Here is a 21,980-nt window from a genome sequence, read left to right on the forward strand (position 1 = left end):
GCGGCGCTGTCAGTTTTTTTGGCGGCGGATGAGTCCGAATGTTCAGACTTCATTTGGATGGAATGAATAAAGACCCCCATTAATAAAATGTAGAAAGCAGCAGAAGGAGGAAGGTTAATGAATTTTCAACTGACAAAAGAACAGCAGATGGTGCGCGAAATGGTCAGAGATTTCGCCAAAAATGAAATTGCCCCGAAAGCCCATGATGTTGATCAATCAGCCGTCTTCCCGATAGACACATTTAAAAAAATAGGCGAACTCGGGCTGCTCGGAATTCCGTTTCCGGAAGAATACGGCGGGGCGGGCGGTGATACCATTTCATATGCGGCAGCGGTCGAAGAAATCGGAAAAGCCTGCGGCAGCACGGGGCTGAGCTACGCGGCAGCCGTGTCACTCGGCGCAAGCCCATTATACTATTTCGGTACTGAACAGCAAAAGCAAGAACATCTTATTCCGCTTGCTTCGGGAAAAGCGCTCGGATCATTCGGGCTGACGGAGCCGAATGCAGGTTCCGATGCCGGCGGTACCCAGACAAAAGCCGAGAAAAAGGGCGATGACTATGTGATAAACGGAGAGAAATGCTGGATCACAAACGCAAATTACGCCCGCACTGTCATTGTCACCGCCGTTACGGGGAAGAACTCCGACGGAAAACCGATCATTTCAGCTCTGATCGTCCCGACAGACACACCGGGATTTACGATCACAAATCCGTACGACAAGATGGGTGTGAGAGGGTCGGATACGGCCGAGCTTGTGCTGGAGGATGTCAGGGTGCCTGCCGATAACCTGCTCGGTGATCCTGAAAAAGGTTTTAAACAATTTTTATATACATTAGACGGCGGGCGGATCTCGATTGCGGCACTGGCTGTCGGTATCGCTCAAGGCGCACTGGAGGCGTCGCTGTCATATGCGAAGGAACGCAAGCAGTTCGGCAGTCCGATATCGTCATTTCAAGCCATTCAATTTAAGCTGGCCGATATGGCGATGGAAATTGACCTTGCCAGACAGATGGTGCTTAAAGCGGCATGGCTGAAGGATCAAAACCTGCCATTTACGAAAGAAGCGGCATTCGCCAAGCTTTATGCTTCAGAAATGGCCGTCAGAACATGCCTTCAGGCCATCCAAATTCATGGCGGTTCCGGTTATATGAAGGAATGCGGTGTCGAACGTATGCTTCGTGACGCAAAGCTGATGGAGATTGGCGAAGGAACGTCAGAAATTCAAAGAATGGTCATCGCAAGACAGCTTTTGAAGTGAAATGAAAACGTTTACTAAGACAGGGATGGAAAGGGGCAGGTCATATGGCTGAACTTATCCATTTAACAGCCGGAAAGCTGCTTGAGCGGACCGCGGAGCTTTTTCCGGATCGTGAAGCGGTTGTTTACCCTGAGCGCGGCCTTCGTTATACGTATGCCGAGTTTGACCGGTTATGCCGGCAAACCGCAAAAGGGCTGATGAAGCTGGGAGTTGAAAAAGGAGATCATGTGGCCATATGGGCATCCAACATTCCGGAATGGCTCGCGGCGCAATTTGCAACAGCGAAAATCGGCGTCGTTCTGGTCACCATCAATACAAATTTTCAAATCGCAGAGCTCGATTATCTGCTGGCACATTCAGACGTCTCGGCCTTGATAATCATGGATTCCTACCGGCAGACATCTTATGTTGAGATAGTGAATAAGCTGATTCCAGAGCTGAAAACGTGTGAGCGCGGCAGGCTGCGTTCGAAACGTTACCCCTTTTTACGGACGGTGTTATATATCGGTGATAAAAGCCCGCCCGGGATGCACCGTTGGGATTCATTGCTGGATAATGCCGAAGCTGTAACGGATGCGGCGCTTGACGGAAGGATGGACAGCCTGAAAAAGGATGATTGCATTCATATGCAATATACATCAGGTACGACCGGATTTCCGAAAGGCGTCATGCTCTCACATTTTAATATCGTAAATAACGCGGCCAATATCGCAGAATGCATGAAGCTTACTTCAAGTGACCGTTTATGTATTCCCGTGCCGTTTTTCCACTGCTTCGGGTGTGTGCTCGGCGTGCTGGCATGTGTTTCCGCGGGTGCGGCGATGATTCCGATCGAACAGTTTTCTCCGCCGGCCGTTCTGAAAACGGTGGAGCAAGAAGCCTGCACGGCTCTGCACGGTGTACCGACGATGTTTATCGCCCTCCTTCATGACAGCCGTTTTTCTGAATATGATCTTTCTCACGTCCGAACCGGTATTATGGCAGGCTCGCCATGCCCGGCGGAAGTCATGAGAGAAGTGATCGGCAAAATGGGGATGACTGACATTACAATTGCCTATGGACAGACCGAAGCATCACCTGTCATTACGCAGACAAGAACGGATGATTCATTTGAAAGAAGAGTGGAAACAGCGGGGCGCGCGCTTCCCCATATCGAAGTCAGAATCGTTCGGCCCGGAACATCCCAAGAAGCCGACCGGGGCGAACAAGGAGAGCTCTGCACCCGCGGATATCATGTCATGAAAGGCTATTATAAAAATCAAGAAGCGACCGAAGAAGCGATAGACAAAGACGGCTGGCTGCATACCGGTGATTTGGCGGTCATGGACGAGGACGGGTACTGCAAAATCACGGGCCGTCTGAAAGACATGCTGATCAGGGGCGGCGAAAATATCTATCCGCGCGAGATTGAGGAAATGTTATATCGGCATCCCGCGGTAGCAGACGTTCAGGTCGTCGGCGTGCCTGATCCGAAATACGGAGAAGAGGCCGCGGCATGGGTCAGGCTCAAAGACGGACAAACCGCTTCCGCAGAAGACATCAGAACCTTTTGCAAAGAACATATCGCCCGCTATAAAGTCCCCAGGTACGTTTTGTTTACAGATGAATATCCAATGACAGCCTCAGGAAAAATTCAGAAATTCAAGCTGCGGGAAAAAACGATTGAAGAGCTCAAGTTAACTTAATGAAAAAGGAGTGCTTCACATTTGTTTAAAAAAGTCCTAATTGCCAACAGAGGAGAAATCGCCTTAAGAATTATCCGCACCTGCAAACGTCTCGGCATCCCCTCGGCAGCTGTCTATTCAGAAGCCGACCGGGACGCGCTGCACGTAAAAGCGGCTGATGAGGCCTATCCGATCGGAAAATCGAGAGTAAATGAAAGCTATTTACATATCGACAGAATCATAGAAGCCGCCAAATCCGCCGGAGCGGACGCCATTCATCCGGGCTACGGGCTTCTGTCAGAAAACAGCCTGTTCGCCGAACGCTGCCGGAAGGAACAAATCACATTTATCGGTCCGCCCGGTGATATCATCGCCAAGATGGGCAGCAAGATAGAAGCCCGAAAAACGATGCAAAAAGCAAAGGTCCCGATCGTTCCCGGTGTTTCAGAGCCATTGCCCGATGTTCACTCCGCCCTAGCAGAAGCCCGTGCCATCGGCTTTCCGGTCATGCTGAAAGCGTCTGCAGGGGGAGGCGGAATCGGCATGCAGATCGTACATTCAGAAGAAGAGCTGGCCAAAGCGTTCGAAGGCAATCAAAAGCGGGCCGCCTCCTTTTTTGGAGACGGCGCAATGTACATGGAAAAGGTCATTGAAAATGCCCGTCATATTGAAATTCAGATACTCGCAGATTCTTTCGGCAACACCGTTCATCTGTTTGAACGTGACTGTTCAGTCCAAAGGCGCCACCAAAAAGTGATAGAAGAAGCGCCGTCGCCGTTTGTTGACGATGAATTAAGACAAAGACTCGGTGAAACCGCCGTTAAAGCCGCTAAATCGATCGGCTACCAAAATGCAGGCACAATAGAATTTCTCGTCGACCAAAAGAAACAAATCTATTTTTTAGAGATGAACACAAGACTGCAGGTGGAGCATCCGGTGACAGAAGAAATTACAGGACTGGATCTTGTGGAAGAACAGCTGAAAATTGCCGCTGGGCAGGCGCTGACTTTCTCGCAGAAAGATATCAACCACCGCGGTCATGCGATTGAAGTGCGGATCTATGCGGAAGATCCGGTCACCTTTTACCCGTCACCCGGTACCATCTCGTCTTTTTCCGTTTTACAACATCCGTCAGTGCGACACGAATGCGCCGTCGAAAAGGGAAGCGTCATTTCTCCGTTTTACGATCCGATGATTGCCAAAATGATCGTCACGGCGAATACGAGAAAACAAGCCATTGAACAACTGAAAACCGCCCTTGGCGAATATCATGTAGAAGGGATTAAAACCAACATTCCGCTGCTGACAAAAATTGCCCTTTCAGAAGTGTTTGAAAAGGGCGAGGCAACAACCGGTTTTTTACAAACAATGAACGAGGGGGCGTCAAAATGAGCGTCATAAAAATTCAGATGGCGGGAAACCTGTGGAAAATTCATGTGAAGCCGGGTGATGTCGTTGAAGAAGGACAGGAAGTGGCCATCTTGGAATCTATGAAAATGGAAATTCCGATTATCGCTGATGCAGCGGGTACGGTGAAAGAAGTGAAAAAATCGGAAGGTGATTTCACTGATGAAGGAGAGGTCCTGATTGAACTTCAATAAAAAAGGAGGTGCAGCATGAACTGTCCGAAACATGTCCGCATCAATGAAGTAGGACCGCGTGACGGCTTGCAGAATGAATCGGCGTGGGTGGATACAGAAGATAAGATTGAGTGGATCAATATGCTGTCAAAAACAGGCCTTCCCTATATCGAAGTGACATCATTCGTGCATCCGAGATGGATTCCGGCTCTTCGTGACAGCCTGGACGTCGCAAAAGGCATTGCCAGATCTGAACATACGGTCTACGCGGCTCTCGTTCCGAACCTCATCGGACTGGAGCATGCGGCAGAAGGCGGAATCGATCAGGCATGTGTATTTTTATCTGCAAGCGAAACCCATAACCAAAAAAACGTAAACAAACCGATTGACCGGACCGTTCAAGAGCTCAGGCGGGTTATTACTGAAGCAAAAGCTGAAAAAATGGCGACGAGAGCTTATCTGTCCACTGTGTTCGGCTGTCCGTACGAACAGAACGTGCCGGTCGAACAAGTCATCCGCCTGTCAGACACCCTGCTCGAAATGGGTGTTGATGAAATTTCGCTCGGCGACACGATCGGCGCGGCAAATCCCTTGCAGGTCATAGCCGTGCTTGAAGCCCTTTTGCCGAGAATTCCCGCCTCAAAAATCGCACTCCATTTCCATGATACAAGAGGAACGGCTCTAGCGAATATCATTCCCGCTCTTGATATGGGCATCACATCCTTTGATACTTCCTCAGGCGGGCTTGGCGGCTGCCCGTACGCCCCTGGATCAGCAGGCAACGCTGCCACAGAAGACGTCATTTATATGCTCGAACAAATGGGGATTGATACCGGGACGGACATGAATAAACTTCTTTATGCCGCCGGCTGGATCGCAGATAAAATAGGCAAAGACCTGCCAAGCAGAAACCTGCAGGCATTCAGAACGAAATGAGAAAGGAGAAGCCATGGAAGATTGCGTCTTGTATTCCGTCTGTCAAGAAACGATCGGTCTGATCACGCTGAACCGCCCGCATGCGGCCAACTCGCTGTCTTCAGAAATGATTGATCATTTACAGCGTGTGATTGAAGACATCAAAAACTCGCCATCCATTCGTTGTGTCATTCTCACCGGCAACGGGAACACATTTTGCGCCGGTGCTGATTTAAAAGAAAGAGCGGGGATGAATCATGAACAAGTCAGACAAAGCGTCAGGCGTATCGGTGAAACGGCCGCATCCATTGAAGCTCTCCCGCAGCCGGTCATTGCAGCGCTGAACGGAACCGCTGTCGGAGGAGGCCTTGAACTCGCTCTCGCCTGCGATATCAGAACAGCCGTCAGCCGGGCGGGCCTCGGCCTTCCTGAAACAGGGCTTGCGATCATTCCCGGGGCGGGCGGAACACAGAGACTGCCCCGGCTTATCGGCCCTGGCGCGGCAAAAGAATTGATCTATACCGGCCGAAGACTTTCTGCAGAAGAGGGAAAAGACATGAAGCTGATCGAGCATGTTTATGAAGACGATGAACTTATGGAAAAAGCAAAAGCACTGGCCGGCCGCATCGCCGCTAATGGGCCGATCGCCGTCAGACAAGCAAAATTCGCGATAAACAAGGGTCTGGAGACAGATCTCAATACAGGGCTCGAAATCGAACGAAAAGCATATGAACAAGTCATCCCCACACTTGACAGAGAAGAGGGCCTGCGCGCTTTTAAAGAAAAAAGACCCCCTGAATACAAAGGAAAATAAAACATGGAGGGACTCGGATGGATTACGAAAAAGAACGGCAGACACGCAGCAAAACGATTGAAAAGGGAGGAGCCGCAAAATATCACGCAAGCAACGAAAAGAAGGGAAAACTTTTTGTAAGAGACAGGCTGAAGCTTTTATTCGATGACGGCATATCCGTTGAAGACGCTTTTTTCGCCGAGTGCATGTCAGACGGACTGCCGGCTGACGGGGTCGTTACCGGGATCGGAACCATCGGCGGCAGAACCGTTTGTGTGATGGCAAACGACTCAACCGTAAAGGCGGGCTCGTGGGGCGCGAAAACGGTGGAAAAAATCATCCGCATTCAGGAGACGGCGGAAAAGCTTCAGTGTCCGCTCTTGTACTTAGTCGATTCCGCAGGTGCGAGAATTACAGATCAGGTCGACATGTTCCCGGGCAGAAGGGGAGCCGGCCGCATCTTTTATAATCAAGTAAAGCTGTCGGGCCGCATTCCGCAAATCTGTTTATTGTTCGGCCCTTCCGCTGCGGGCGGCGCTTACATTCCGGCCTTTTGCGACATTGTCATTATGGTCGAAGGCAATGCATCCATGTACTTAGGCTCCCCGCGTATGGCGGAAATGGTGATTGGCGAGAAAGTATCGCTTGAAGAAATGGGCGGCGCCCGTATGCATTGTTCCGTATCAGGCTGCGGTGATCTCCTCGCCCCGACGGAACAAGAAGCAATCATGATGGCGCAGACATATCTCAGCTATTTTCCGTCAAATTATACTGAAAAAGCGCCCGTCAACAAATCTAAGAACCCGAAGGCTTTTGAAAAACCGCTCTCAGATGTCATTCCGGCACATCAAAACGCACCGTTCAACATGATGGATTTAATTGAACGTGTCATTGATGAAGACTCATTTTTTGAGATTAAACCGTTATTTGCGCAGGAATTAATAACGGGGCTTGCGCGGATTCACGGACAGCCGGTCGGCATTATCGCCAATCAGCCGCGTGTCAAAGGGGGGGTTTTATTTCTCGATTCGGCGGATAAAGCCGCAAAATTTATCGCTTTGTGCGACGCATTCCATATTCCGCTTCTGTTTTTAGCAGACATTCCCGGATTCATGATCGGAACGAAGGTTGAGCAGGCGGGCATCATCAGGCATGGCGCAAAAATGATCTCCGCAATGGCGGAAGCGACTGTTCCGAAGCTTTCTGTTATCGTCAGAAAAGCCTACGGTGCCGGATTATACGCGATGGCGGGGCCTGCTTTTGAACCGGACTGCTGTTTAGCGCTTCCGACTGCGCAAATTGCCGTAATGGGTCCTGAAGCAGCGGTGAATGCGGTCTACGCAAACAAGATCAGCGAGCTCACACCTGAAGAAAGGCCGGCTTTTATTCAAGAAAAGCGTGATGAATATAAGGAAGACATTAACCTTTACCGGCTTGCCTCTGAAATGGTGATTGACGGCGTTGTTCCTGCTGATTCCTTGCGGGAAGAACTCAATAAACGCCTCACTGCTTACATGTCCAAACAACTGACATTCACACACCGGAAACACCCCGTATACCCGGTTTAAATAAAAAAAAGACTGCATAGATCCGGCTCGCAGCCGTTCTTATGCAGTCTTTTTTCACAGTCTTGATCTCATTTTCTTCACAACAAAATAAACAACAATAAATACAAGAGCCAATATAATGATCGGAGTTGTATACATTCCGGCATAGCTGTCTACGTCTTTCCACTGTCCCCCGAGCTGATACCCGAGATAAACGAAAATGACAGACCACGGAATAATGGCGAGTGTCGTCAATATGACAAACTTGGAAAGAGGCATTTTCGCAAGGCCGGCCGGGATGGAGATCGCATGTCTGACGACCGGGATAAACCGCGCCGAGAACACAACACCGGCGCCGTAACGGCGAAACCAGTTTTCCGCAACATCAACATGATGCTTTTTCAGAAGTAAGTACTTGCCGTACTTGTCCAAAAACGGCCGTCCCCCATAACGGGCGATCCAGTAAATAAAGCACTGCGCGATCGTTCCCCCGATCACACCGGCGACAATGGCGCCGATAAAGCTGATCGTGCCTTCTGACACCATATAGCCTCCGTAAGCCAGAACGATTTCACTCGGAATGATTTCGATCATTAATCCGAGCGCAATCCCTAAATAGCCCATACTTGTCAGCCAGGATAATATTTCACTAATAAAATTGCCCACACTGTTCACAACCTCTTTATCTTTTTACCCAATTATATGACTGATTGACAAGCAAAATGGTTACAAATTATTTTTTAACGCACGATTTCTTCAGATTCTCTTTTTAACACCTCTTCTAAATAAGCTAAAAGTTTCGGTCTCATTTCTTCCCGCAAAAGCCCGATCTCCGTGCCTGCCTTAAAACAGCCGAACTTATCTCCTATATCAAACCGGCTTCCTTCAAGCTCCCGCGCGTAAATGCTTCGGGTGCGGCACACTTCGCGCAGCGCGTCTGTCAATTGGATTTCGTTGCCCGCGCCTCTTCCGATCGTCTTCAGCGTTTTAAAAATAGCAGGGGTTAATATGTAGCGGCCCATCACGGCAATATGAGAGGGCGCCTTTTCAACAGCCGGTTTCTCAATCAGATCCTCAACCTGGTACACATGACCGCTCTGCCGCCCCGTCTGTATAATACCATATTTGCTGACATCAGCAGGATCGACGGGCTGTACGCCGACCGTTTCTGTACCGTGTTGGTTATAGACGTCTATGAGCTGTGAGAGAGCGGGAGTGTCAGATACCATAATATCATCACCTAAGAGAACGGCAAAAGGCTCATCTCCGATAAAATGCTCCGCACACAGCACCGCATGTCCTAATCCGAGCGGTTCTTTCTGACGGATGTAATGAATATTGGCCAAATCGGCAATCCGCTGCATTTCCTTCAGCGTCTCCGTCTTGCCTTTTTCCTGCAGATTGAATTCCAATTCCGCCGACCGGTCAAAATGATCTTCAATCGAGCGTTTGTTTCTCCCTGTAATAATCAATATATCTTCAATTCCTGCCGCTGCGGCCTCTTCGACAATATATTGGATGGCCGGTTTGTCGACAATCGGCAGCATTTCTTTAGGCTGCGCCTTAGTCGCCGGCAGAAATCTCGTTCCTAAACCTGCTGCGGGAATGACCGCTTTTCTCACTTTTTTTCTCATTCATCTTCACTCCTGATCCTGTATGTTTTTCAGCGAATCTCCAAATACCCAGATTCGGTTTCCGATAAAATTCATCATCATTCCGCCGATAGTGGCGGCGAACTTACTCACCAATAGCGAACAGCCGCCTTTTTGAAACGCGTAAAGCAGCAAAAAGGTGATTCCCGACGCGGCAAGATTAATCATGAGAAATCGCATGATCTCTTTCCCGTCAGCCTTGCGTTTTACACGAAACGTCCACTTCCGGTTCCATACATAGCTGTTGATGATCCCTGCCGAATAGGAGCAGATCTGCGCCGGAAGATAGGGGACATGACAAGCGGCGAGAAGAAAGAAGACACCAAAATCGATCAGCGTATTGCCGACCCCTACAGTGCAAAAACGGCCTGCTGTCTTTACTTTTTCTTTCAGCATAACGGTGACCTCCCCTCATAATAAGATGCGGTTCGCTGTCCTATTTGTTGATATGGATTACTTTAGCGGACAGTGTTGAATAAACAATTACTAAAATATGAACAAAACATGAAAACGTAATGAGGCTTTGCAAAACTCATTAAGTTAACAGTTTGATAGTTTAGGTTGACATATTCCGTGAGGGACACTAATATTCTGTATAAGTGTTAACTTTTAATTATTTTGGTTAACATTAATTTTCAAAGTAAGAGAAAGGAGGGGAATATATGCGGGAAGAAACCTATTACAGCGTCAGAATGAGAGCTTCCCGAAACGCCCCCCATGAGCAGGGCGGAAAACACATTTCCGGCGGAGAACGGCTCATCACTTACAGCGGTTTACAGGAAGCGGTAGATGGCTTATTACATAAAGGCTTCTCACACTCAAGAGGGATACCTGATTTTATGCAGATTCAGCTTGAAAGCGTTAATGAACCGATCGAAACGATCCGCCCTTTGCCGGTTGCTTTCCATCAAACAGACACGCCGGAAAAAGGACAAGCAATCGCCCGCAAGCTTCTGCAAAAGGCGGGTATTCCCCCGCACATGCTAGAGAAAGCGTATGAAAACATTGCGGAATATGCAGAAGCAAGAGGAGCGGTTCTGTTTGATATCCGGGCAGGAGAACGCATTGACGGCAGAGGAAATAGAGGTGTGCGGGTATCCCGAGTGGATTGGCCGTCACATGATTTTCAAAAATGGGCTTTTACGCACAACATGCCGGAAAATTCACGAATAAAAGAAGCACATGCCATCGCGGCAAAAGTTTGCGCATATCCGGAGATTATTGCTGAATTGTGCTGGTCGGATGACCCTGATTACATAACAGGCTACGTTGCCGCAAAGAAGCTGGGATATCAGCGGATTGCCAAGATGAAAAATGCCGGAGATGAAAGAGGCTGCCGGATTTTCTTTACAGATGGCTCCATAGATACGGAGAGCTGTATCCATTTTTTAGAGAAGCAGCCTGTATTCATTCAGCGGGAGGAGAAATGATGAAACAATCAATGATTGAAAAAAGCAAAAAGCATCTTTGGCTGCCTTTCACACAAATGAAAGATTACGATGAAGATCCGTTAATCATTGAAAGCGGAAACGGGATCATGCTGAAAGACATCAGCGGCAAAGAATATTATGACGGCTTTTCTTCAGTATGGCTCAATGTACACGGCCACCGAAAAAAAGAAATGGATGAAGCGATTCAAAAACAGCTTGAAAAAATCGCTCATTCAACCTTGCTGGGTATGACGAACGTTCCCGCAACAGAACTTGCCGAGATGCTGACAGGCATCGCACCGGAAAAGCTGACACGCGTTTTTTACTCCGACAGCGGAGCGGAAGCAATGGAAATCGCTCTGAAAATGGCCTTTCAATACTGGAAAAACATAGGGAGACCCGAGAAACAGACATTTATTTCTATGCAGAACGGCTATCACGGCGATACGATCGGAGCTGTCAGCGTCGGCTCCATTGAACTCTTCCACCATGTGTACGGCCCGCTGATGTTTGAAAGCTACAAAGCTCCGATTCCGTATGTATACAGATCTGAAAGCGGCGACCCCGTACAGTGCCGGGATAAATGCCTTCACGCGCTCGAACAGCTGCTTGCAAAGCACCACGAAGAGATTGCCGCACTTACGATCGAATCGATGGTGCAAGGCGCATCCGGGATGATCGTCATGCCTGAAGGCTTTCTGGCAGGCGTACGAAAGCTGTGTACGGCATATGATGTGTTAATGATCGTTGACGAAGTGGCGACGGGGTTCGGCCGCACCGGAAAAATGTTTGCCTGTGAGCATGAAAATGTCCAGCCGGACTTGATGGCGGCAGGGAAAGGCATTACGGGAGGCTATTTGCCGATCGCTGTGACGTTTGCCACAGAAGCCATTTATGAAGCCTTCTACGATGACTACGACAAAATGAAAACATTTTTCCACGGCCATTCCTATACAGGAAATCAGCTTGGCTGTGCCGCGGCAATTGAAAATCTGCGTTTATTCGAATCAGAGCGCATCGTTGAACAAGTCGCCGAAAAATCAAAAACGGCAGCGAAATTTCTTCATGATCTGAAGCAGCTTCCCCATGTCGGCGATGTCCGCCAGCTCGGTTTCATGTGCGGCATAGAGCTTGTGCAGGATAAGGGGACAAAACAGCCTTATCCGCCTGAAAAGCGGATGGGATACAAGGTGTCCTTGAAAATGAGAGAGCTTGGTATGCTGACACGGCCGCTCGGAGACGTCATCGCCTTTCTGCCGCCGCTTGCCAGCACAACCGATCAGTTACAAGCCATGATCTCCATTATGAAAGAAGCGATAGCCGAGGTGACCTGCCGTGGATTTTGACGGATGGCTCCTCGGAAGGCTCGCTGCGGTGAAAAGAGACGGGCTGTATCGGACGCTGCGAACACAGGAAACCGCTCTCAAAACCAAAGGGCAAAAGCGGCAGACCTGGGCGTCCAATGACTATTTAGGCCTGTCAAAAGATGAGCGGCTGATCACAGCCGCGCAAACGGCGCTGAGCCGGTTCGGAGCGGGAAGCGGCGGCTCACGGTTAACGACAGGAAATACTGTGTGGCACGAAAAACTTGAACAAACAATCGCGGACTTTAAACAGACGGAAGCGGCTTTATTGTTTTCAAGCGGTTACTTGGCGAATATCGGCGTGCTTGCCTCACTGCCTCAAAAAGGCGATGTCATTTTAAGCGATCAACTGAACCATGCGAGCATTGTTGACGGCTGCCGTTTATCAAAAGCGGAAACCATCGTGTACCGCCATATTGATATGGCTGATCTTGAGAAAAAACTTGCCTCCGTCCAGGCTCGGAACCGCCGCTTTATCGTCACAGACGGCGTCTTCAGCATGGACGGCACCATCGCGCCTCTTGACCGCATAATGGCGCTTGCAAAGCAGTACCAGGCATTTGTGATAGCAGATGACGCGCATGCGACCGGTGTACTCGGGGAAAACGGCGGGGGAACCAGTGACTATTTCGGTGTTTGTCCTGATGTTGTCATCGGCACATTAAGCAAAGCTGTAGGAACGGAAGGCGGTTTTGCCGCGGGATCAAAAATTTTCATTGATTTTTTGCTGAATCAGGCGCGGACGTTTATTTTTCAGACGGCCCTCCCGCCGTCAATTTGTGCGGCTTCACATACGGCATTTGACATCATATCAGATATGCACGATACGCGCCGTGAGCTGCAATCGTCTGTCAAAACGATAAAAACGCGTCTGGCCGATATGGGCTTTACCGTAAGAGGCGGAGATACACCGATTATCCCCGTTATCATCGGTGATGCAAAAACAGCGGTTTCAGCTGCTGCGCTGCTGGAGAAAAAGGGAATCTGCGCCCCGGCCATCCGCCCGCCCGCCGTTCCGGAAGGCGAAAGCAGAATCAGGCTGACCGTTACGGCGGATCGCAGCTTACAGGACATAGACGAGCTGACAGAAGCATTTGATTCCATCAGAAAAGAGCTGAATATAAACAAATGAGAAGTTTTTTTGTTACAGGAACAGATACCGGCGTCGGAAAAACCATCGTTTCTTGCGGACTTGCTGCGGCATTCCGGCAGAAACAGGCGGATATCGGAGTGTTTAAGCCGTTTTTAAGCGGTGTGCCGCGGACTCATCCGGAAAGTGACACCTCGCTCTTGAAAGACATGTCACAAACCGCACTGTCTCATGAAGAAATTACGCCATTTGAATGGAAAGAGCCGCTTGCGCCATACACGGCCGCCATGCTTGAGGGGAAATCCGTGAGCATGGCGGATGTCATGGCCCACTGGAGTAAGATCAAAAATCGTCATGAGTGTTTCATCGTCGAGGGGGCAGGCGGCATTTCCGTCCCGCTTGGTGAAAATTATTTAGTCAGTGATCTGATAAAAGCCATGGAATTGCCGGCAGTGATTGTCACCAGGCCTGATCTCGGAACCATCAACCACACATATTTAACCGTTGAATATGCGAAAAACATGGGGATAGAGGTTCTCGGCATTATTATCAACGGCGTAAAGAGCAACCCGGGGCTGGACGAAAAGACAAACCCGAGTATGATTGAAACATTATGCAAAGTTCCGATTTTGGGAATCACACCGAAGCTGGATCACGTTTCACCGGAAAACATTCAACACATGATTGAGAAACATATAGATGTTACCTCTTTCATGAATCTGACACAAATGGGGAGATAAACATGAATCAATGGATGGATCTTGCAGAGAGAGTGCTGGACGGGGCGGAAGTAACGAATCAAGAAGCGCTTGCCATTTTAAATTGTCCTGATGAGGATCTTTTATTGCTGATGCATGCCGCTTTTCATATCAGAAAACGATTTTACGGAAAAAAAGTAAAGCTGAATATGATTATGAATGCAAAATCAGGCCTGTGTCCGGAAAATTGCGGGTACTGTTCACAATCTTCAATATCAAAAGCGCCGATCGAGTCTTATCGGATGGTGGATAAGCATATATTGCTAAAGGGGGCAAAACGCGCCCACGACCTGAATATAGGGACATACTGTATCGTCGCCAGCGGGCGGGGACCGTCAAACAGAGAAGTAGATCAAGTTGTTGATGCTGTCAAAGAAATTAAAGAAACGTACGGTTTAAAAATCTGCGCATGCCTCGGTCTGCTGAAGCCGGAACAGGCAGAGCGGCTGAAACAGGCAGGAGTAGACCGGTACAATCATAACATCAATACATCACAAAGGAATCACTCAAACATTACGACCTCCCACACGTATGACGACAGGGTCAATACAGTGGAAACGGCGAAACAATCGGGGATGTCACCTTGTTCTGGTGTCATCGTCGGCATGAAAGAGACGAAACAGGACGTCATTGATATGGCGAACAGCTTAAAAGCGCTTGACGCCGACAGCATCCCGGTTAATTTTCTGCATGCGATTGACGGAACCCCGTTAGAAGGGGTAAGCGAATTACATCCGGTGTATTGCCTGAAAGTGCTCGCCTTGTTCCGTTTTATCAATCCGTCAAAAGAAATCCGTATCTCAGGAGGCCGGGAAGTCAACCTTCGTTCGCTGCAGCCGCTGGGACTTTATGCCGCAAATTCGATTTTCGTCGGAGATTACTTAACGACAGCAGGGCAGCATGAAACAGAGGATCATCAAATGCTCCATGATTTAGGTTTTGAAGTCGAATCCGTTGAAGAAATGAAAGCCGGCCTGCAATCCGCCTGCAATACGGAGGTATAAGATGACGGCAGGCCTATCGATTGCACATCCGTCTCTCCATGCGGATTCGGATTTTTGGAATGACCCTTACCCGTTTTATGACAAACTGCGATCCATTGATCCTGTTTATAAAGGAACCGTATTAAAATATCCGGGCTGGTATGTCACCGGGTACAAAGAAGCGGCAGCGATTCTGAAAGACACCCGGTTTAAAAACCGCATTCCTCTTCCGGAAGCTTCAACGAAATATCAAAATCTATCGCATATCCAGCACGATATGCTGTTATTTAAAAATCAATCAGACCATAAACGGATGCGGATGCTTATCGGTAAAGAATTTACCGCAAAGACGGCGGAATCACTTCGCCCCTGTATAAAAGAAACGGTTCATGACTTGTTGGATCAAGTCCAAATCAAAAAAAACGCTGACCTTGTTTCAGAGTTTGCCTTTCCATTGGCAAGCCTTATCATTGCGGAGATACTCGGAGTGCCGAAAGAGGAGAGATATCAATTCAGACAATGGACGGCAGACGTCATTCAGGCCATTGATCTTACCCGATCAAGAAAGACGTTAGTCAGAGCAAGCGACACCGCAGGCAGGCTCACGTCATATTTCAGAGATTTGATTCACAAGCGGAAAGCTCACCCTCAGCAAGACTTGATCAGCAGGTTTATTATGGAGGAACAGCTTTCAAAAGAGGAAGTGCTCGCGACATGTATCTTACTTGTCATAGCCGGACACGAGACGACGGTAAACCTCATGAGCAACGGTGTGTTTACTTTATTGAAACACAATGAACAGCTTAGCGCACTGAGAGAAAACCCCTCGCTTATTGAAACTGCAGTTGAGGAGTGTCTGCGCTACGACAGCCCCGCGCAGCTGACGGCACGCACCGCCTCAGAAGACTGCGAAATAAATGGGAAAACCATAAAAAAAGGAGAGCAGGTATATATCCTTTTAGGGGCAGCCAATCGCGATCCAAGCATATTCGATCAGCCTCACAAATTGGATATCCAAAGAAAACCGAATCCGCATCTTGCATTCGGAAAGAACGCCCATTTTTGCATAGGCTCCTCATTAGCGCGCATCGAAGCACAAATTGCAATTCTCACACTGTTTGAGCGGATGCCTAAGCTTCGGCTGGCCGCACACCGCCTTGAATACCGCAAGCTCATTGGTTTTAGGTCGCTCAAAGAGCTTCCGGTTGTCATTGGCTGAATAACCAGGCAGGAGGGCCGGATTTTATCGGTTCCTCTTGCAGGAAATAAATGAAAGAAAAAAGAATACATATTTATAAAGCAAAAATCCTCTCTGATCCATCTCACTATCCCTAAAAAAACTCACTGCTCAGCCAATCAATATAATGCAGCAAGGGTCTCCTTTTCTTTCGCCAAAACGGAACATTCACCATGATGCACATTTTTCCAGCCTCAAAAACTGTGCAAAACCGGCATGTTTTTGCTTTATTTTCTCGATTTTTGTAAGCGCTTACTAATATTGAGCAGAAAAGAGGGGGATTTGTGGACATTGTTATTATTTTATTGGCATTAGGCATGCTGATGTTTGCGGCTTACCGGGGCTTTTCAGTCATTTTATTCGCCCCGATTTGTGCGCTGTTTGCCGTGCTCCTGACAGATCCAAGCTTCGTACTTCCTTTCTTCTCGAATATATTTATGGAGAAGATGGTAGGATTTATTAAGCTGTATTTTCCCGTATTTCTTTTAGGGGCCGTTTTTGGCAAGGTTGTTGAAATATCGGGGCTCGCTGAGTCGATTGCAAAAACAATCGTCAAGCTTGTGGGAGCAAAAAGAGCCATTCTCGCCATCGTCTTAATGGGTGCGATTTTAACGTACAGCGGCGTCAGTCTCTTCGTAGCGGTGTTTGCCATCTATCCGTTTGCTAAAAACCTATTTATGAAAGCTGATATTCCCAAGCGTCTGATACCCGGTACGATTGCATTGGGCGCCTTTACATTTACAATGGATGCGCTTCCCGGCACACCGCAAATCCAAAATGTCATTCCGACCGCTTTTTTTAAAACAAACATTTATGCCGCTCCCTGGCTCGGACTGATTGGTGCAGCATTTGTGCTTACGGCCGGAATGATTTATTTAGAATCCCGGCGCAAAAAAGCGGCCAATGCCGGAGAAGGCTATGCTGGATTTCAATCTGAAGTTTCCGCTGCAGAGGAATCCTCGGGTCTGGCTAATGAAAAACATACGCCTGTTTTACCGCAGGAGGCAGAACCCAGCCCCGCGCGGCAAGTGCTCGCCTTTGTTCCGCTTATCCTTGTGGGGGTCATGAACAAATGCTTCACGATGTGGCTCCCGCATTGGTACCCTGACGGATTTGATTTTGCGCCGCTCGGCTTAGAAGCGTTCGGGAAAATTGACCTTTCCTCCGTCACTGCGATCTGGTCAGTAGAACTCGCACTATTCATCGGAATCATGACAACGATTTTGTTCGATTGGAAAAAAGTCCTCTTCAATTTGAAAGAAGGACTGAATGAGGGCATCGGGGGCGCCTTGCTGGCGTCGATGAATACAGGAGCCGAATACGGATTTGGCGGCATCATTGCGGCGCTTCCCGGCTTTAAAATGGTCAGCAGCGGCATATCGCAGACGTTTACTGATCCGCTCGTCAACGGAGCGGTGACGACCACTGCGCTTGCCGGGATTACAGGCTCGGCATCAGGAGGAATGGGCATCGCTTTAAGCACGATGTCAGCAGCGTATACAGAAGCAATCAATACATTCCACATCCCGCCGGAGGTCATGCACCGGGTGATTTCGATGGCCTCCGGCGGGATGGACACTCTTCCGCATAATGGCGCCGTCATTACGCTGCTCGCGGTCACCGGGTTGACCCACCGCCAATCCTACAGGGATATCTTTGCCATTACCGTCATTAAAACAGCCGCTGTGTTTGTCATCATCGCCATTTACAGTCTGACGGGCCTTGTGTAGCCAAAACAGAAAGGGGAAACGAATATGGGAATAGGAAAAGTGATGGACTCTTATCAAGATGCTGCTGCACTGATCAAGGACGGAGACACCCTCATCGCAGGAGGCTTCGGCTTGTGCGGTATTCCGGAACAATTAATTCTCGCGATCAGGGACAGCGGTGTTAAAAATTTGACCGTTGTCAGTAATAACTGCGGTGTTGATGATTGGGGTTTAGGCCTCTTGCTTGCAAACCGGCAGATCAAAAAAATGGTCGCATCCTATGTGGGAGAAAACAAAACCTTTGAACGGCAGTTTTTAAGCGGGGAGCTGGAAGTCGAATTGGTGCCCCAAGGAACGCTCGCAGAAAGAATTCGCGCGGGAGGGGCGGGCATTCCGGCGTTTTATACACCTGCGGGCGTCGGAACATCAGTAGCAGAGGGAAAAGAACATATGACATTTGACGGGCGCACCTACCTTCTGGAGAAAGGGATTACAGGGAACGCCGCCATCGTAAAGGCCTGGAAAGCCGATCCTCTGGGCAACCTGATGTTCAGAAAGACGGCAAGAAATTTCAATCCGCTCGCTGCAATGGCAGGCAAAGTGACGATTGCAGAGGCTGAAGAAATCGTCGATGCCGGAGAGCTTGATCCGGATCAAATTCATACGCCGGGTATTTTTGTGCAGCACGTGCTGCACGGCGGGATTCATGAAAAACGGATTGAACGCCGCACCGTCCGGCAAGCATGATAAAGGAGGCTGACAGAATGAGAGATAGCAGAAAACGAATGATCAAACGGGCTGTAAAGGAAATTAAGGACGGAATGAATGTGAACTTGGGGATAGGGATGCCGACGCTTGTAGCCAATGAGATACCGAATGATTATAACGTCCTGCTTCAGTCTGAAAACGGCTTGCTCGGGATCGGGCCTTATCCGGCGGAAGGAACGGAGGACCCCGATCTGATCAATGCAGGAAAAGAAACCATTACCGAGGTAAAGGGAGCCTCGTATTTTGACAGTGCCGAATCCTTTGCCATGATTCGCGGCGGCCACATTGATGTAGCGATCCTCGGCGGGATGGAAGTCTCCGAACGGGGAGATTTGGCGAACTGGATGATCCCAGGAAAAATGATCAAAGGAATGGGCGGCGCAATGGACCTAGTCCACGGAGCAAAACGGATTATTGTCATTATGGAGCATGTTAATAAATATGGGGAATCTAAAGTGAGAACGGAATGTACGCTGCCTTTAACCGGCAGGCAGGTGGTCGATCGGCTGATCACAGATTTGGCTGTATTCGATTTTCATGATGGCCGTATGACGCTCACCGAACTGCAGGAAGGTGTAACAATGGAGGAGGTCTTTGAGAAAACAGAAGGTCATTTTACTGTCAGCCAGTCGTTAAAAAACGGGGTCAGACCAAAATGAGGAGGCGCCGTCATGCATTCATTGCTTATTGAAAAAACAGCCGTTGTAACAGGAGCAGCCGGAGGAATCGGGCTTGAAATCGCAAAAGAATTCGCCCGTGAAGGAGCAGCCGTCATCATCTCTGATGTAAACGAACAAGCGGGGAAAGAAGCGGCGGCAAGACTGACAGATGAAGGCTGTGAAGCAGTCAGCATCACATGCGATGTAACAAATGAAAAGCAAGTGGCCGACATGCTGCAGACGGTCGAGAAACAATTCGGACGTCTCGATATCCTTGTGAATAATGCGGGCATTCAGCATGTCGCGCCCATCGAGGAATTTCCCACCGAACAGTTTGAACAGCTCATTCGTCTCATGCTGACTGCGCCATTTATCGCAATGAAGCATGCATTTCCCATTATGAAAAAACAGCAATTCGGTCGAATCATTAATATGGCGTCTGTCAACGGACTGATCGGTTTTCACGGGAAAGCGGCATATAACAGCGCCAAGCACGGCGTCATCGGTTTAACGAAAGTCGGCGCACTTGAAGGCGCGGCTGACGGCATTACCGTCAATGCGCTTTGTCCGGGATATGTGGACACTCAGCTTGTCCGCAATCAGTTAAAGGACATTTCCGCAACAAGGAATGTACCGTACGAGCGGGTGCTTGAGGACGTCATCTTTCCGCTCGTTCCCCAAAAACGGCTGCTGTCAGTGAAGGAAATCGCTGATTACGCCGTATTTTTGGCCAGCGACAAAGCAAAAGGGGTCACAGGTCAGGCCGTAGTCATGGATGGCGGGTATACCGCTCAATAGTTCTTATACTTTTTTAAAAAACAGCCGCTCTGAACGGCTGTTTTTTTATGCCTGAAAACCTTGTTCACTCAATAGGCCGATTACTGCGTCAATCGGTATCCAGTCTGGGTCATTCACATGTTCTGCGGCGTATTTCGCCCTTGCGGATTTTCCCCATCCAGATCCATCTCTTGCGCCGCATTTATAATCAAGCGCAATCAGTTTACAATCCTTCACAGATATACAAATGAATTTTTACAATAAACAGAAAATATGTAATTTCTGACACAATAATGCCAATAGCCCTAAAACATATGAAACATGAAGAGCGCGTTCTAAGTGAAGAAGAGCCGGTAACAGGCTCCACGCCGGCTTTCATCATCTCTCTTTAAGACTGATTTTCGGTGAAACCCCCATGTTTTATTTTATGAATAAATATATCTAATTCGTTTGTGAAAACGAACAATAACTCCTCCGAAAGTATTCTATACACATTTGTTATAATCATGCTAGGATGTTAGATAAAGGGATATTTTGTAGGATATTGTATCCCTTGTTCAATATGATCGGAGGAATCTCATGAACAATCTTGCCTTTTTATTTCCTGGACAAGGGTCTCAATTTGTAGGAATGGGCAAACAATTTTGGAATGATTTTGTGCTCGCAAAGAGATTGTTTGAAGAAGCGAGCGATGCGATCTCCTTGGATGTAAAAAAACTGTGTTTTAACGGAGATATGAATGAATTGACAAAGACAATGAACGCGCAGCCCGCTATTTTAACGGTCAGTGTCATTGCTTTTCAAGTGTATATGCAGGAAATAGGGGTGAAGCCACGCTTCCTGGCAGGCCATAGCTTAGGCGAATATTCAGCGCTTGTCTGTGCCGGCGCCCTTTCTTTTCGGGATGCCGTTACACTTGTAAGGGAGCGGGGAATTCTTATGCAAAATGCGGATCCTCAGCAGCAGGGGGCGATGGCCGCCGTGACTCACCTCTCTCTTCAAACCTTGCAAGAAATATGTTCGAAAGTGTCGACGGAAGACTTTCCGGCAGGAGTAGCCTGCATGAATTCAGAACAGCAGCATGTGATTTCCGGCCACCGGCAAGCTGTGGAACGTGTCATCAAGATGGCGGAGGAAAAGGGTGCGGCATACACTTATTTGAATGTCAGTGCGCCTTTTCACAGTTCGATGATACGATCAGCCTCCGAACAATTCCAGACTGTATTACACCAGTATTCCTTCCGGGATGCCGCGTGGCCGATCATTTCAAATGTCACCGCGCGCCCTTACAGCAGCGGAAATTCGATCAGCGAACATCTCAAGCAGCACATGACGATGCCGGTTAGATGGACAGAATCGATGCATTACTTGCTTTTACATGGAGTCACAGAAGTCATCGAAATGGGTCCGAACAATGTCTTAGCCGGTCTGCTGAGAAAAATAACGAATCACATTGTACCTTATCCCTTAGGACAGACATCTGATGTTCCCCCGCTTTCCAATTCAGCGGAAAGAAAGAAACATATTGTCCATTTACGCAAAAAACAACTGAATAAATTGATGATTCAATCCGTCATTGCGCGAAATTACAACAAGGATTCAGCGGCTTATTCCAATATGACGACGCCATTATTTACGCAAATCCAAGAGCTGAAAGAGAGAATGAAAAGGCATGAAGACGTGCTTTCAGAACAAGAACTCGAACATTCGATCCATTTATGCAAATTAATTTGTGAAGCTAAACAGCTTCCGGCTTGGGAAGAATTGCGGATTTTAAAATAAAGCGCCCAGGAG

Annotated in this window: 20 protein-coding genes and 1 pseudogene; 18 read left to right on the forward strand and 3 right to left on the reverse strand. The window is 48.4% G+C overall.

The window, feature by feature from the left end:
- Positions 1–117 precede the first annotated feature (117 nt).
- The 7 genes from OTK50_RS00030 to OTK50_RS00060 are packed head-to-tail and all read left to right on the forward strand — an operon-like array spanning position 118 to position 7,780.
- Positions 118–1,260 carry an acyl-CoA dehydrogenase family protein gene (locus tag OTK50_RS00030; protein ID WP_224224334.1) on the forward strand — a complete coding sequence of 381 codons (1,143 nt, stop codon included), beginning with the start codon at positions 118–120 and terminating at the stop codon, positions 1,258–1,260.
- A gap of 44 nt (positions 1,261–1,304) precedes the next feature.
- On the forward strand, positions 1,305–2,945 hold the full coding sequence (locus OTK50_RS00035) for an AMP-binding protein (protein ID WP_224224333.1): 1,641 nt from the start codon (positions 1,305–1,307) through the stop codon (positions 2,943–2,945).
- A 21-nt stretch (positions 2,946–2,966) separates the two neighbouring features.
- Complete coding sequence (locus OTK50_RS00040) at positions 2,967–4,316, forward strand: acetyl-CoA carboxylase biotin carboxylase subunit (protein WP_045207575.1); 1,350 nt, start codon at positions 2,967–2,969, stop codon at positions 4,314–4,316.
- Entirely contained in the window at positions 4,313–4,525 is a 213-nt protein-coding gene (locus tag OTK50_RS00045; protein ID WP_044802953.1) for an acetyl-CoA carboxylase biotin carboxyl carrier protein subunit, read from the forward strand. Before OTK50_RS00040 ends, OTK50_RS00045 begins: the two co-directional genes overlap by 4 nt.
- Positions 4,526–4,540: 15 nt before the next feature.
- The gene (locus OTK50_RS00050) at positions 4,541–5,440 is read left to right on the forward strand and encodes a hydroxymethylglutaryl-CoA lyase (protein WP_007410122.1); all 900 of its coding nucleotides are present in this window, start codon (positions 4,541–4,543) and stop codon (positions 5,438–5,440) included.
- A 13-nt stretch (positions 5,441–5,453) separates the two neighbouring features.
- Positions 5,454–6,233, forward strand: coding sequence for an enoyl-CoA hydratase (locus tag OTK50_RS00055; protein ID WP_266121812.1), 780 nt, complete (start codon positions 5,454–5,456; stop codon positions 6,231–6,233).
- Positions 6,234–6,250: 17 nt separating this feature from the next.
- Positions 6,251–7,780 (forward strand): acyl-CoA carboxylase subunit beta, encoded by a 1,530-nt coding sequence (locus OTK50_RS00060; protein WP_266121813.1) that lies wholly within the window; start codon positions 6,251–6,253, stop codon positions 7,778–7,780.
- 54 nt (positions 7,781–7,834) lie between these two features.
- On the opposite strand, the gene OTK50_RS00065 is transcribed toward OTK50_RS00060, so the two are convergent.
- The 3 genes and pseudogenes from OTK50_RS00065 to OTK50_RS00075 all read right to left on the reverse strand — a co-directional run bounded on the left by OTK50_RS00065 (position 7,835) and on the right by OTK50_RS00075 (position 9,851).
- Positions 7,835–8,425, reverse strand: coding sequence for a DedA family protein (locus tag OTK50_RS00065; protein ID WP_007410125.1), 591 nt, complete (start codon positions 8,423–8,425; stop codon positions 7,835–7,837).
- Between the two features lie 74 nt (positions 8,426–8,499).
- Positions 8,500–9,393, reverse strand: a complete 894-nt coding sequence (gene galU / locus OTK50_RS00070; RefSeq protein ID WP_045207571.1) for a UTP--glucose-1-phosphate uridylyltransferase GalU — start codon at positions 9,391–9,393, stop codon at positions 8,500–8,502.
- 6 nt (positions 9,394–9,399) lie between these two features.
- A pseudogene (locus tag OTK50_RS00075) lies at positions 9,400–9,851 on the reverse strand (GtrA family protein).
- Between the two features lie 222 nt (positions 9,852–10,073).
- On the opposite strand from OTK50_RS00075, the gene OTK50_RS00080 reads away from it, so the two are divergent.
- The 11 genes from OTK50_RS00080 (at position 10,074) to bamD (ending at position 21,968) form a co-directional block, all read left to right on the forward strand.
- Positions 10,074–10,841: a 6-carboxyhexanoate--CoA ligase gene (locus tag OTK50_RS00080; RefSeq protein WP_130570931.1), complete on the forward strand. Its 768-nt coding sequence runs from the start codon at positions 10,074–10,076 to the stop codon at positions 10,839–10,841.
- On the forward strand, positions 10,841–12,187 hold the full coding sequence (gene bioA / locus OTK50_RS00085) for an adenosylmethionine--8-amino-7-oxononanoate transaminase (protein WP_130570932.1): 1,347 nt from the start codon (positions 10,841–10,843) through the stop codon (positions 12,185–12,187). The genes OTK50_RS00080 and bioA overlap by 1 nt, the downstream gene beginning before the upstream one ends.
- Positions 12,177–13,337: an 8-amino-7-oxononanoate synthase gene (gene bioF / locus OTK50_RS00090; protein WP_130570933.1), complete on the forward strand. Its 1,161-nt coding sequence runs from the start codon at positions 12,177–12,179 to the stop codon at positions 13,335–13,337. Before bioA ends, bioF begins: the two co-directional genes overlap by 11 nt.
- Positions 13,334–14,035 carry a dethiobiotin synthase gene (gene bioD, locus OTK50_RS00095; protein WP_044802960.1) on the forward strand — a complete coding sequence of 234 codons (702 nt, stop codon included), beginning with the start codon at positions 13,334–13,336 and terminating at the stop codon, positions 14,033–14,035. Before bioF ends, bioD begins: the two co-directional genes overlap by 4 nt.
- A 2-nt stretch (positions 14,036–14,037) precedes the next feature.
- Positions 14,038–15,057, forward strand: a complete 1,020-nt coding sequence (bioB, locus tag OTK50_RS00100) for a biotin synthase BioB (RefSeq protein WP_003153914.1) — start codon at positions 14,038–14,040, stop codon at positions 15,055–15,057.
- A gap of 1 nt (position 15,058) precedes the next feature.
- Positions 15,059–16,255, forward strand: coding sequence for a cytochrome P450 (locus OTK50_RS00105; protein WP_239033821.1), 1,197 nt, complete (start codon positions 15,059–15,061; stop codon positions 16,253–16,255).
- A 302-nt stretch (positions 16,256–16,557) separates the two neighbouring features.
- Positions 16,558–18,003, forward strand: coding sequence for a GntP family permease (locus tag OTK50_RS00110; RefSeq protein ID WP_029973831.1), 1,446 nt, complete (start codon positions 16,558–16,560; stop codon positions 18,001–18,003).
- A gap of 30 nt (positions 18,004–18,033) precedes the next feature.
- Positions 18,034–18,729: a CoA transferase subunit A gene (locus OTK50_RS00115; protein ID WP_239034001.1), complete on the forward strand. Its 696-nt coding sequence runs from the start codon at positions 18,034–18,036 to the stop codon at positions 18,727–18,729.
- 17 nt (positions 18,730–18,746) lie between these two features.
- Positions 18,747–19,409, forward strand: coding sequence for a CoA transferase subunit B (locus OTK50_RS00120; protein ID WP_007410136.1), 663 nt, complete (start codon positions 18,747–18,749; stop codon positions 19,407–19,409).
- 12 nt (positions 19,410–19,421) lie between these two features.
- Positions 19,422–20,207 carry a 3-hydroxybutyrate dehydrogenase gene (locus OTK50_RS00125; protein WP_239033822.1) on the forward strand — a complete coding sequence of 262 codons (786 nt, stop codon included), beginning with the start codon at positions 19,422–19,424 and terminating at the stop codon, positions 20,205–20,207.
- 558 nt (positions 20,208–20,765) lie between these two features.
- On the forward strand, positions 20,766–21,968 hold the full coding sequence (gene bamD, locus OTK50_RS00130) for a bacillomycin D biosynthesis malonyl-CoA transacylase BamD (protein ID WP_239033823.1): 1,203 nt from the start codon (positions 20,766–20,768) through the stop codon (positions 21,966–21,968).
- The last annotated feature ends 12 nt before the right edge of the window (positions 21,969–21,980 follow it).

The sequence above is a fragment of the Bacillus sp. NEAU-CP5 genome (assembly GCF_026420705.1).
In the GTDB taxonomy this organism is placed as follows: Bacteria; Bacillota; Bacilli; order Bacillales; family Bacillaceae; genus Bacillus; species Bacillus velezensis.

Excerpts from the sequence above, each read along its gene's own strand:
- OTK50_RS00030 (WP_224224334.1), top strand. The coding sequence starts at position 118 with ATGAATTTTCAACTGACAAAAGAACAGCAGATGGTGCGCGAAATGGTC.
- OTK50_RS00035 (WP_224224333.1), top strand. The coding sequence starts at position 1,305 with ATGGCTGAACTTATCCATTTAACAGCCGGAAAGCTGCTTGAGCGGACC.
- OTK50_RS00045 (WP_044802953.1), top strand. The coding sequence starts at position 4,313 with ATGAGCGTCATAAAAATTCAGATGGCGGGAAACCTGTGGAAAATTCAT.
- OTK50_RS00050 (WP_007410122.1), top strand. The coding sequence starts at position 4,541 with ATGAACTGTCCGAAACATGTCCGCATCAATGAAGTAGGACCGCGTGAC.
- OTK50_RS00055 (WP_266121812.1), top strand. The coding sequence starts at position 5,454 with ATGGAAGATTGCGTCTTGTATTCCGTCTGTCAAGAAACGATCGGTCTG.
- OTK50_RS00060 (WP_266121813.1), top strand. The coding sequence starts at position 6,251 with ATGGATTACGAAAAAGAACGGCAGACACGCAGCAAAACGATTGAAAAG.
- galU (WP_045207571.1), bottom strand. The coding sequence starts at position 9,393 with ATGAGAAAAAAAGTGAGAAAAGCGGTCATTCCCGCAGCAGGTTTAGGA.
- OTK50_RS00080 (WP_130570931.1), top strand. The coding sequence starts at position 10,074 with ATGCGGGAAGAAACCTATTACAGCGTCAGAATGAGAGCTTCCCGAAAC.
- bioA (WP_130570932.1), top strand. The coding sequence starts at position 10,841 with ATGAAACAATCAATGATTGAAAAAAGCAAAAAGCATCTTTGGCTGCCT.
- bioD (WP_044802960.1), top strand. The coding sequence starts at position 13,334 with ATGAGAAGTTTTTTTGTTACAGGAACAGATACCGGCGTCGGAAAAACC.
- bioB (WP_003153914.1), top strand. The coding sequence starts at position 14,038 with ATGAATCAATGGATGGATCTTGCAGAGAGAGTGCTGGACGGGGCGGAA.
- OTK50_RS00105 (WP_239033821.1), top strand. The coding sequence starts at position 15,059 with ATGACGGCAGGCCTATCGATTGCACATCCGTCTCTCCATGCGGATTCG.
- OTK50_RS00120 (WP_007410136.1), top strand. The coding sequence starts at position 18,747 with ATGAGAGATAGCAGAAAACGAATGATCAAACGGGCTGTAAAGGAAATT.
- OTK50_RS00125 (WP_239033822.1), top strand. The coding sequence starts at position 19,422 with ATGCATTCATTGCTTATTGAAAAAACAGCCGTTGTAACAGGAGCAGCC.
- bamD (WP_239033823.1), top strand. The coding sequence starts at position 20,766 with ATGAACAATCTTGCCTTTTTATTTCCTGGACAAGGGTCTCAATTTGTA.